The organism is Rhizobium sp. 01N447_2, assembly GCF_056399245.1.
In genome coordinates, this window is sequence record NZ_JBFTQY010000079.1 from 44525 (window position 1) to 55142 (window position 10618).

At 59.3% G+C, this 10618-nt stretch carries 11 protein-coding genes; 3 read left to right on the top strand and 8 right to left on the bottom strand.

Annotation, left to right across the window (positions count from 1 at the left end; genetic code table 11):
- Nucleotides 1-100: 100 nt before the first annotated feature.
- The 5 genes from acpS to rpoZ form a co-directional block, all read right to left on the bottom strand.
- Nucleotides 101-505 (bottom strand): holo-ACP synthase, encoded by a 405-nt coding sequence (gene acpS / locus AC1ECN_RS32750; RefSeq protein WP_018070605.1) that lies wholly within the window; start codon nucleotides 503-505, stop codon nucleotides 101-103.
- Nucleotides 506-542: 37 nt separating this feature from the next.
- Complete coding sequence (locus AC1ECN_RS32755) at nucleotides 543-1133, bottom strand: DUF2062 domain-containing protein (protein ID WP_130661301.1); 591 nt, start codon at nucleotides 1131-1133, stop codon at nucleotides 543-545.
- Between the two features lie 161 nt (nucleotides 1134-1294).
- Nucleotides 1295-1444: a DUF3563 family protein gene (locus AC1ECN_RS32760; protein ID WP_003558084.1), complete on the bottom strand. Its 150-nt coding sequence runs from the start codon at nucleotides 1442-1444 to the stop codon at nucleotides 1295-1297.
- Nucleotides 1445-1628: 184 nt separating this feature from the next.
- Nucleotides 1629-3863 carry a RelA/SpoT family protein gene (locus AC1ECN_RS32765; RefSeq protein WP_477955302.1) on the bottom strand — a complete coding sequence of 745 codons (2235 nt, stop codon included), beginning with the start codon at nucleotides 3861-3863 and terminating at the stop codon, nucleotides 1629-1631.
- Between the two features lie 182 nt (nucleotides 3864-4045).
- Complete coding sequence (gene rpoZ, locus AC1ECN_RS32770; protein ID WP_477955304.1) at nucleotides 4046-4450, bottom strand: DNA-directed RNA polymerase subunit omega; 405 nt, start codon at nucleotides 4448-4450, stop codon at nucleotides 4046-4048.
- A gap of 298 nt (nucleotides 4451-4748) precedes the next feature.
- On the opposite strand from rpoZ, the gene AC1ECN_RS32775 reads away from it, so the two are divergent.
- Nucleotides 4749-5330, top strand: coding sequence for a LabA-like NYN domain-containing protein (locus tag AC1ECN_RS32775; RefSeq protein WP_003558079.1), 582 nt, complete (start codon nucleotides 4749-4751; stop codon nucleotides 5328-5330).
- 68 nt (nucleotides 5331-5398) lie between these two features.
- Here the strand turns inward: AC1ECN_RS32775 and smpB are convergent, their stop codons facing one another.
- Complete coding sequence (smpB, locus tag AC1ECN_RS32780) at nucleotides 5399-5878, bottom strand: SsrA-binding protein SmpB (protein WP_003558077.1); 480 nt, start codon at nucleotides 5876-5878, stop codon at nucleotides 5399-5401.
- A 211-nt stretch (nucleotides 5879-6089) separates the two neighbouring features.
- On the bottom strand, nucleotides 6090-6974 hold the full coding sequence (gene dapA / locus AC1ECN_RS32785; protein ID WP_018070610.1) for a 4-hydroxy-tetrahydrodipicolinate synthase: 885 nt from the start codon (nucleotides 6972-6974) through the stop codon (nucleotides 6090-6092).
- A gap of 214 nt (nucleotides 6975-7188) precedes the next feature.
- Here dapA and AC1ECN_RS32790 point away from each other — a divergent pair, with 214 nt between their 5' ends.
- Together AC1ECN_RS32790 and AC1ECN_RS32795 are read left to right on the top strand one after the other, a co-directional pair.
- Complete coding sequence (locus AC1ECN_RS32790) at nucleotides 7189-9264, top strand: lytic transglycosylase domain-containing protein (RefSeq protein WP_018070611.1); 2076 nt, start codon at nucleotides 7189-7191, stop codon at nucleotides 9262-9264.
- A 64-nt stretch (nucleotides 9265-9328) separates the two neighbouring features.
- Nucleotides 9329-10225 carry an alpha/beta fold hydrolase gene (locus tag AC1ECN_RS32795; protein WP_018070612.1) on the top strand — a complete coding sequence of 299 codons (897 nt, stop codon included), beginning with the start codon at nucleotides 9329-9331 and terminating at the stop codon, nucleotides 10223-10225.
- 100 nt (nucleotides 10226-10325) lie between these two features.
- Here AC1ECN_RS32795 and AC1ECN_RS32800 read toward each other — a convergent pair.
- A partial coding sequence (locus AC1ECN_RS32800) for a porin (protein WP_477955307.1) occupies nucleotides 10326-10618 on the bottom strand: 293 nt, incomplete at its 5' end.

Consider the following 10618-nt stretch of genomic DNA (forward strand, 5'->3'; position numbering starts at 1 on the left):
TCAAGACGCCGCGGAGGCGCAATTCTTTCTGTCGTTCTCTCTAGCGGCTTCGGTCGGTTGCGGCAATGGCGACAACACCAAAAGCGACGAGAGGTCGCGATCAGAAGCTCTCGGGCAACGCCTCGATAATGACGAAGGCCTGCGCCAAGGGATAATCATCCGTTATTGTCAAATGAATGGCGGGCCTGTGGCCCGCGGGCAGCAGCGATTCGAGGATCAGGGCGGCGGCGCCTGATAAAACCATGGTCGGTTTGCCGCTCGGCAGGTTGACGACGCCCATGTCCTTCCAGAAGATGCCCTGGGCTATGCCGGTACCCAGCGCCTTGGAACAGGCCTCCTTGGCAGCGAAACGCTTGGCATAGGATGCGGCACGATTTGCCCGGCGGTCAGAACGCGCGCGCTCGATCTCGGTGAAGCAGCGATGGGTGAAGCGCTCGCCGAAGCGCTCGATGGATTTCTCGACACGGCGAATGTCGATCAGATCGCTGCCAATGCCGATGATCATGCGGAACCTTCCATCGCTTAAGAATTCTTGATCAGGTTCATACGCTCGGCATGTCGCCGGCCGGACTGGCAAGACGCAGGCGCGCCCGCTCCATCAGCCGTATGTGGCGGCGCGTCTGAAAACCCTTCACGGTGTAGAACGTCAGCGCATAGAGCGCAACGGAGGTGACGATCGCCGGCGGAATGGCGCCGACCAGCATCGGCTCCAGCACCGGCTTCCACAGCTCAGCGAAGTTCAGCTTGTGAAAAAGGGCAGCGAGATCCACCGTCTGACCGGCCAGATGATCCTCGCGGCTCAACAGCAAATGTCCGATTTCCCAGGTGATGCCCCAGATGAAGGGATAGGTCAGCGGATTGCCGAAGGCGGCGCAACCGAGGGCGGCGGCCACCATGCTGCCGGAGAGGAAATAGGTGATGACGAAAGCCATGACAAAATGCACGCCGATGAAAGGCGTCCACGAGACGAAGACACCCGCAGCGACGCCGGCGGCAACCGCATGCGGTGAAGCGCTCAGGCGCAGGACGCGCATTGTCAGGTAACGGATCGGGCGAAGGAAACCCTTGCGAGGCCATAAAAGCTCCCGCATCTTTTCCTTGAATCCCGCAGGCTTGCGACGGCGAAACAACATGGCCGGTATTTAGTGCAGCGCACACGGCCATGACAAGAGCGGCAAATGATACCGCTCGAAAAACCGCCCCTCATTTCTCTCTGCGAAGAGGAGCTTCTTCATGCCGAGGGGCGTCCGTTATGCATAACGTCCCTCACTCGTCTCAAGTATAAAGTTCTGTATCAGCGATTGCGGAACAGACCGCGGTCGACCTGGCGCTGACGAAACTCGAGATCAATACGATCGAGCGAGCCGTTCAAATAAGCCATTTCACGTTCCTGCGTGGTCGGAGCGCGGAAGGCACGTGCGAATTTCTTGATAGGGTCAAACATTACCTTGTCTCATCTTCTGTTTGCGTTTCGATAGCCAGAAGATAGGCCCGACAGAGGTTAATTACCACCGCCGCAACATGGAGACAGCCATGCGCTCAGCGCATCTCTTGACTTTTTGATGCGTCATCCCGATCATAAAATGTGCAATTTTTCATCCAAACCCCCGAAAGGGCTTAACAAAAGCTTACTCGTAGAGACGCCGGACCGTGGCGATGCAATCCAGTTCCTTCATCTGGGCGAGCAACTGGTTGAGCTGACGCAGGTCCCAGACCTCGACCTCGAGCATCATTTCGGTGAAATCCGCCGCCACCCGCACCGTGTTCAGCAAGCGGATATTGACGTCGAGGCCTGCAACCGTCTGGGCGACCTTGGCAAGCGTGCCGGGTTCATTCAACCCATTCACCATGATGCGCGCCATGAAACGCGACTTGTTGGCTTCGTCGAGATCCCAACGCACGTCGATCCAGCGGTCGGGCTGATCGTCGAAGCGCTGCAGGCTCGGCGACTGGATCGGATAGATGGTGATGCCCTTGCCTTGGTCCATGATGCCGACAATGCGATCGCCGGGCACGGCGCCGGTCGGTGCGAATTTGACGTCGACATTGCCGGACAGGCCGCGGATCGGCCCGATATCAGCGTCGGCGTCGATTTCCGAATGGCCGCCGTCATGCCCGGCCTTCGTCTTGCCGGGGATCTTGAAGATCATACCGGCCGCACTGCGGACGTTGAACCAGCCATCATCCCCCGACGGCTTCACGGTCACGCGCTCATCCTGATGATCGGGATAGACGGCGCGCAACACGTCGAGCGAGGACATCTCGCCTCGGCCGACGGCGGCGATCGCATCCTCGACGTCCTTCTGGCCGAGACGGTGCAGCGCCGGCTTCATCGCCTCGCGCGAGAAGATCTTGCCGGCCCTATTGAAGGTGCGCTCGAGAATGCGGTGGCCGAGGCCGGCATATTGCTTGCGGATCGCCATTCGGGTGGCCCGGCGGATGGCGGCGCGCGCCTTGCCGGTCACGACAATCTCCTCCCAGGCGGCGGGCGGAACTTGCACGCCGGAGCGGATGATCTCGACCTCGTCGCCATTTGCAAGCCGCGTCACCAGCGGCATGATACGGCCATTGATCTTGGCGCCCACCGTGGTATCGCCGATATTGGTGTGCACCGCATAAGCGAAATCGATCGGGGTGGCGCCGCGCGGCAGGGCAATCAACTTGCCCTTCGGCGTGAAGCAGAAGACCTGGTCCTGGAAGAGCTCGAGTTTGGTATGTTCGAGAAATTCTTCCGGACTGTCGCCCTCGGCCAGCGCCTCGATCGTATGGCGCAACCAGGAATAGGCATTGGATTCGCGGGACAGGATGTCGCCATCGGCATTGGTGGCGCCGTCCTTATAGAGCGTGTGGGCGGCGATGCCGAATTCGGCGATTTCATGCATCCGCTTGGTGCGGATCTGCAGTTCGATGCGCTGGCTGGAGGGACCGACGATCGTGGTGTGCAGCGACCGGTAATCGTTCTGCTTCGGCGTCGAGATATAGTCCTTGAAGCGGCCGGGCACGACGCGCCAGCGCGTATGAACGATGCCGAGCGCCCGGTAACAGGAAGGGATGTCCTCGACGATCAGGCGGAAGCCGTAGACATCGGAAAGCTGCTCGAAGGAAAGCGACTTCGACTGCATTTTGCGGAAGACCGAATAGGGCTTCTTCTGCCGGCCCTTGACGTAGGCACTCGTCAGGCCGCTGGCCACCAGCAAGTCGCGCAGTTCGGCCTCGATCTTCTTGACGATGCCCTCGTTGCGCTTCGAAAGCTCTTCCAGCCTTTTGGTGACAGTCTCGTAGGCTTCCGGATTCATATGCCGGAAGGAGAGTTCCTCGAGCTCCTCGCGCATGTCCTGCATGCCCATGCGGCCGGCGAGCGGCGCATAGATCTCCATCGTCTCCTCGGAAATGMGGGCACGCTTGTCGGCCGACATGTGATCGAGGGTGCGCATATTGTGCAGGCGATCGGCAAGCTTGACGAGCAGCACGCGCACATCGTCGGAAATGGCCAGCAGCAGCTTGCGCAGGTTTTCCGCCTGCTTGGCCTTTTTGGTGACGAGATCGAGCTTCTTGATCTTCGTCAGCCCCTCGACCAGCCGGCCGATATCCTCGCCGAACAGTTCGTCGATCTCGGCGCGCGTCGCCGTCGTATCTTCGATCGTATCGTGCAGAAGGGCGACCGCGATCGTCGATTCATCGAGATGCATGTCGGTAAGGATCGCAGCGACCTCGAGCGGATGGGAAATATAGGGATCGCCGCTCGCGCGCTTTTGCTGGCCATGCTTCTGCATGGCGTAGACATAGGCTTTGTTCAGCAGTGCTTCATTGGCATCGGGCTTGTATTGCTGAACCCGCTCCACGAGCTCGTACTGCCGCATCATTCCAAAGCCACTCCGATAAAAATAAAAGCGCGCCAATCAACGATTGGCGCACACATGGGCAATAATATGCCTAAGCAATAAAGGTGCAAGATTGACGATTGGTAATCGTCGCTCTTTTGCGTCGCATGAAGCTTTTTTCGGGCTGCATGTAACCGATGCGACCGGAGATCCCGCCTGCGCGCTTAGTAGTCGTCGCTCTTTTCCGGCGGCACGAGGCCTTCAATGCCGGCAAGCAGCTCTTCTTCCGACATCTGGTCGAAAGTGATCGTCTCCGGCAGGTCGTCCTGCTCTTCGCTGTCGGCTGCGGTAACACCGCCGGCGGCGATCATGCTTGCCGGATCGGGCTCGGGCTCGTCGACTTCGACATGCTTCTGCAGCGAATGGATCAGATCTTCCTTGAGGTCGTCGGGCGAAAGCGTCTCGTCGGCGATTTCGCGCAGGTCCACCACAGGATTCTTGTCGTTGTCGCGATCGATGGTGATCGAGGCACCCTGGGAAATCAGCCGGGCGCGGTGGCTGGCGAGCAGAACCAGCTCAAAGCGGTTCTCCACCTTGTCGATGCAATCTTCAACTGTGACACGGGCCATTGCCTGTCCTTTACGGTCGTCATTTCGGGATTAACACGCCCGATACAATTAAAACCGGGCAAATACAAGTTTTTCATTCCGGCTCCCCCTCGTCTTTATCCGCGGCTGAGCTAAATTTCCATGGAGAATGTCATAATTCCACCAAAGGTTGCTTGGAATATGTCGAATCGTGCCCTAAATCTTTCATATATGAATAATTCATAAAGTAAGGATCAGATCGAAATTGAAACGCAAGCTATTGTTTTTATTGAGGTTTGGTGCCTTCTGATTTCGATTGCTCTCATTGGATTGGTAAGCGATGTTTGACCCACGCGAGAAAATTGCACTCTTCATTGACGGCGCCAATCTCTACGCTGCATCCAAGAGCCTCGGCTTTGACATAGATTACCGCAAGCTCCTGAAAGCATTCCAGAAACGCGGATATCTGCTACGCGCCTATTATTATACCGCTCTGATCGAGGATCAGGAATATTCATCGATCCGGCCGCTGATCGACTGGCTCGACTATAACGGCTACAAAGTCGTCACCAAGCCCGCCAAGGAATTCACGGATTCCATGGGTCGCCGAAAGATCAAGGGCAACATGGACATCGAGCTTGCGATCGACGCCATGGAACAGTCCGAAACGGTCGATCACCTCGTCATCTTCTCGGGCGACGGCGACTTCACGAATCTGGTCGAAGCGTTGCAGCGCAGAGGCCGCAAGGTCTCGGTGATCTCAACCATGGCGACGCAGCCGCCGATGATTGCCGACGACCTGCGCCGTCAGGCGGATCATTTCATCGATCTCTTATCTCTGAAGGCTGAAATCGGTCGTGATCCCTCCGAGCGGGCGCCACGCCCCGCCGAAGTTGCCCCGGTCAGCGATCTCGAGGATTGATCTCTCCATCATCCCGAACCGGAGTGGCCGCGACGATCAGGACGTGATCATAAACCACGGCAGCGCGGTCAGCCATGAGCCTTCAGCAGGCGGCTCTTCTGCCGGTTCCAATCGCGCTCCTTCTCGGATTCGCGCTTGTCGTGCAATTTCTTACCCTTGGCGAGCGCCAGTTCCATCTTCGCCCGACCGCGATCGTTGAAATAGATCTTCAGCGGGATTAGCGTCATGCCTTCGCGGTTGATGGCAGAGCGCAGGCGATGGATTTCACGGCCCGACAGCAGCAGTTTGCGGCGCCGGCGCGGCTCGTGATTGAAGCGGTTGGCCTGCAGATATTCCGGCAGATAGGAATTGATCAGCCAGATCTCGCCGCCCTCATCCGAGGCGTAGGATTCGGCGATATTGGCCTTGCCTTCGCGCAGCGACTTGACCTCCGTGCCCATCAGCACGATGCCCGCCTCGTAAGTATCGATGATCTCGTAGTTGAAGCGGGCCTTGCGGTTTTCGGCCACGATCTTGTTCACCACGCGCTGGCTGCCTTTGGGGGCCATGACGATATTCCAATTGCTTCCGAGCATGATGCCGAAAAGTGTGAGCGGTTTTCGGGTGCCATCATGCTCTATTTCTTGATGTAGATCCGGATTCAGATTTCAGGCCAGTCAGGCCTAAAATCATCCGGATCTATGGCGCGAAAAGCCGCGCCCTCATTCCTTGCCCTTTATGTAAAGGAGAGACCCCGTCTTGTGAAGACGGCCGGTCTCGTCAGTTCAACAGGCCTGCATGACGCATGGCGGCGTCAATCGCCGATTCCGTTGCCGGCTCCAGCGTCGAAAGCAGCGGCGAGCGAACGTTGCGGCTCATCCGGCCAAGCTTGGACAGCCCGTATTTGGCGCCGCAAAGACCCGGCTCAAGGAAGATCGCCTTGTGGAGCGGCATCAGCCGATCCTGATATTCCAGGGCACGGGCATAGTCGCCTGCCAGCGTTGCCGCCTGGAAGTCGGCGCAAAGGCGCGGGGCGACATTGGCCGTTACCGAAATACAGCCGACACCGCCATGGGCGTTGAAGCCGAGCGCCGTCGCATCCTCGCCGGATAATTGCCTGAAATCCGCGCCGCAGGTGATGCGCTGTTCGGAGACGCGCTCGATCTTGCCCGTCGCATCCTTGACGCCAACGATATTCCTGTGCGCCTTGGCGAGCGCACCCATCGTTTCCGGCGTCATGTCGACCACCGAGCGGCCGGGGATGTTATAGATATAGATCGGCAGATCGACGGCATCGGCAATGGCCGAAAAATGCGCGATCAAGCCCTTCTGCGTCGGCTTGTTGTAATAGGGAGTGACGACCAGAACGGCGTTCGCACCGACCTTTTCGGCATGCTGGGCAAGCTCGATCGCCTCCCGCGTATTGTTCGAGCCGGCGCCAGCCATGACGGGAACGCGTTTTGCGGCAACCTCAATGCAGAGTTCCACGACCCGTTTGTGTTCGGCATGCGACAGCGTCGGGGATTCGCCCGTCGTGCCGACCGGAACGAGACCACCGCTGCCTTCCTTGATCTGCCAGTCGACATGAGCGGCGAAGCTGTCTTCGTCGATCAGTCCGGCATCCGTGAAGGGGGTGACGAGGGCGGGAATGGACCCATTGAACATGCAAAGCTCCTCACGACCAAATCCTTGCTTCGGCCGCATTCCATGAATAAGAGTTGCGCACCATAGAGCGCCGAAATCATCGCGACAAGCGCGTAGAGTTCGGTTTAGGGCAAATTCCGATAGCAGATGTGAATGAATTTTACCTGGTACGGTAAGGTTTCGTTAAGATGCCTCTAGCCTAATGGCAGGGCGTGTTTTCATTGCGAGATCCCGGATGAAGAAAGCTGTCCTGATTCTGTCCGCCTTCGGCTTCATTGCCGCTGCGTGGGGCAGCGTTGCGTCGCCGCTTCCCGGCGAGAGCACTTCCATGCCTGAGGTCAAGCCGCTCGGCTTCATTCCCGAGACAGCCATACCGGAATCGATCACAACAGGCGCCATTCCGCGCAACCCGGCAATCGCGCCCGTCAACGGCGACCTGAAAGCCGGCCTCGATGCGCTTTCCGACAAGGACCCGCAGCTGGCGCTTTCGATCCGCGACAGCATGCGCGACGCGACGCTCGACCGCCACATCCTCACCTGGGCGATTGCCGTTTCCGGATTGAAGGGCGTTCCCTCCTATGAAATTGCCAGCGCCGCGCAGGAGCTCAAGGGCTGGCCGGGTCTTGCGCGGCTGCGCGCCTATTCCGAGCGCGCGCTCTATGACGAAAATCCCGCCCCTTCCGCCATACTTGCCGCCTTCGGCGATACCGCGCCTGAAACGATGCAGGGCGCGGTCATCCTCGGCCGGGCGCTGATTGCATCAGGCAAGCAGGCGCAGGCGGCAAAATATATCCGCAAGGTCTGGCGTGGAGAGGCTCTCGACAAGGCGACCGAGGACAAGATCCTCATCGAGTTTTCCGCGCTGTTGACGCCTGCCGACCACAAGGCGCGGATGGACTATCTGATGTATCGCGGCCGGGTGGCGCAGGCCAAGCGCTTCGGCGACATGGGCCAGGCACAATCGCTCTACAAGGCCTGGGCTGCGGTCGACGCCAAAGCGGCCAATGCCGGAGCTTTGCTCAACGGAGTCGATGCGAAGTGGCGGGCCGATGCCGGCCTGCTGTTTGCGCGGATCGAATATCTGCGCAAGCAGGACAAATATGCCGAGGCGGCAGCACTTCTGGAGCAAATGCCGCCCGAGCGCAGCGAACTCGTCAATTCCGGCGAATGGTGGAACGAGCAACGCATCGTCAGCCGTGGCCTCGTCGACCAGGGACAATTCAAGCCTGCCTATCGCATCGTCGCAAACTACGCCGCAACGAGCCCGACGGATATCGTTGAGGCTGAATTCCATGCCGGATGGTACGCGCTTCGCGGCCTGCAGGACCCGGCAGCGGCGGAAAGACATTTCCGCAAGATCCTCGAGACATCAAACGGGCCGATCTCGGTTTCACGCGCCTGGTACTGGCTGGGACGGGCAGCCGAAGCCGGCGGCCCCGGAAAATCCAGCGAATTCTATGCAAAGGCCGCGAATTTTCCCGGCACCTTCTATGGCCAGCTCGCGGCCGAAAGGCTGGGGCGAAAGACGCTTAATGTCACCTATCCGTCGCCGAGCACTGCCGACCGGCAACGCTTCCAGGCACGCGAAGCCGTGCAGGCCATTGCCCGGCTGGAGGCCGCAGGCCATGGATGGCGGGCCGACATTCTCTATCTCGCGCTTGCCGATCAACTGCAGAGCCCGGGTGAACTGGCTGTCCTCGCGGCTCAGGCAGAGCAATCCGGCGATCATCATCTTTCGCTGCAGATCGGCAAGATCGCTTATGGACGCGGCATCGATGTCGCGGCGCTCGCCTTTCCGGTCGGCGTGATCCCGGCGAACGCCAATATATCAGGCTCCGGCAAGGCGCTCGCCTATGCCATCGCCCGGCAAGAAAGCGCCTTCAATCCGGCCGCCGTTTCGGCGGCGAATGCACGCGGCCTGCTGCAGCTTCTGCCAGGAACAGCCCAGGCGGTGGCCAAGCGCCACAACATCGCCTATTCGAAGGACAAGCTGACGGCCGATGCCGGTTATAATGCGACGCTCGGTGCGCATTATCTCGGCGAGCAGATCGACGCCTTCGGCGGCTCCTATATCCTCACCTTCATTGCCTACAATGCCGGGCCGAAGCGGGTACCGGAATGGATCGGCCGTTACGGCGATCCGCGCGGCAGGCCGATCGACGAGATCGTCGACTGGATCGAACGCATCCCCTTCCCCGAAACGCGCAACTATGTGCAGCGGGTGATGGAGAATTACGAAGTCTACAAGGCTCGCCTCGGCCAGCAGACCGATATCGAGCGTGATCTCATCGGCGGACGCAGCGCCTCCTGAAGCCATTTGGCCCAGCTCGAAAAGCAGGCTACATCTTCGCGATCAACAGGTCTCGAGGGATGCGATGCCGGATAGGGATGCGGGTGGTTTTCAAGAACGATTTTACACGTCTTCCGATGGGCTGAGGCTTTATGCCCGCGACTACCGGCCCGACGAGGCGGCAAGTGCCGGATGGTTGCCGGTGATCTGCCTGCCAGGCCTGACCCGCAATACGCGGGATTTTCATCCGCTGGCGCTGCTTCTTTCCCGCGACCCGACAGCGCCACGCAGGGTGATTGCGATCGATTCGCGCGGGCGGGGAAATTCGGCTTGGGATGAGAACAAGGCGAACTACAATCTCGCCATCGAGGCCGGCGACGTCATTGCCGCCTGCACGACACTCGGCATCGAGCGGGCGATCTTCATCGGCACGTCGCGGGGCGGCCTGATCCTGCATCTGATCGCGGCGACACATCCGGATCTTCTCGAAGCCGTCATCCTCAACGATATCGGGCCTGTGCTCGAGGCTGAGGGACTGGCACGGATCCGCGACTACCTCAACAACAGCAGGAGGCCGGGGGACTGGAACGAGGCTGCCGGTCTATTGAAGGAGAATCATGGAGCGTCGTTTACCGCGCTTGCAGAGGAAGACTGGCGCGAGATGGCGCTTGCCCTTTATCGCGACATCGGCGGAAGGCCGGTCGCCGATTTCGATCCAGCGATTGCGGAGGCACTGAAATCGATCGATTTCAGCCAGCCGCTGCCTGATCTCTGGGGGCAATTCGAAAGCCTGGGCCGGTTGCCGCTCATGCTGATCCGCGGCGAAAATACTTCGCTGCTTTCACAGGAAACCGCCGGCGAGATGGCGCGGCGGCATTCGGGGTTGATCCTTCATACTGCCGAAGGGCAAGGACATGCCCCGCTCCTGCATCTTGATAACATCCCCACAGCAATGCGAGCTTTTCTCGCCGCCTGTCGATAACCTCATCGAAACCGCTCAGCGGGCACAACGTGCCTTCGTCCAAATACAAAAAGCCCGGCTCGAGAGCCGGGCTTTCCTGACTGACCGAGGTCAGATCAGATTAGAACGAACGCTGCAGACGGAAGTAGCCCGTCGTGGTGTCGTCGCCATCTTCCGGATCGAGCCACTGAACCGAAGCCTTGGCGTAGAAGTTGTCGACGATCTGGTAATCAACCGTCAGACCAGCCTTCCAGGCATCGCCGAGACCGTCGAAGTCTTCCGGAACTTCCGTGCCACCGCCGAAGTAGTTGCCGTAGTACTGAACGCCCGGGGTGATCTTGAGCTTGTCGGTTGCCTTGATAGCGTATTCGGCAGCGATAGCCCATTCAGCTGAGGAGTAGTAGGAGTTCGGGC

Excerpts from the sequence above, each read along its gene's own strand:
- AC1ECN_RS32775 (WP_003558079.1), top strand. The coding sequence starts at position 4,749 with ATGTTTGACCCACGCGAGAAAATTGCACTCTTCATTGACGGCGCCAAT.
- AC1ECN_RS32760 (WP_003558084.1), bottom strand. The coding sequence starts at position 1,444 with ATGTTTGACCCTATCAAGAAATTCGCACGTGCCTTCCGCGCTCCGACC.
- AC1ECN_RS32790 (WP_018070611.1), top strand. The coding sequence starts at position 7,189 with ATGAAGAAAGCTGTCCTGATTCTGTCCGCCTTCGGCTTCATTGCCGCT.
- AC1ECN_RS32795 (WP_018070612.1), top strand. The coding sequence starts at position 9,329 with ATGCCGGATAGGGATGCGGGTGGTTTTCAAGAACGATTTTACACGTCT.
- acpS (WP_018070605.1), bottom strand. The coding sequence starts at position 505 with ATGATCATCGGCATTGGCAGCGATCTGATCGACATTCGCCGTGTCGAG.
- rpoZ (WP_477955304.1), bottom strand. The coding sequence starts at position 4,450 with ATGGCCCGTGTCACAGTTGAAGATTGCATCGACAAGGTGGAGAACCGC.
- dapA (WP_018070610.1), bottom strand. The coding sequence starts at position 6,974 with ATGTTCAATGGGTCCATTCCCGCCCTCGTCACCCCCTTCACGGATGCC.
- smpB (WP_003558077.1), bottom strand. The coding sequence starts at position 5,878 with ATGGCCCCCAAAGGCAGCCAGCGCGTGGTGAACAAGATCGTGGCCGAA.
- AC1ECN_RS32755 (WP_130661301.1), bottom strand. The coding sequence starts at position 1,133 with ATGTTGTTTCGCCGTCGCAAGCCTGCGGGATTCAAGGAAAAGATGCGG.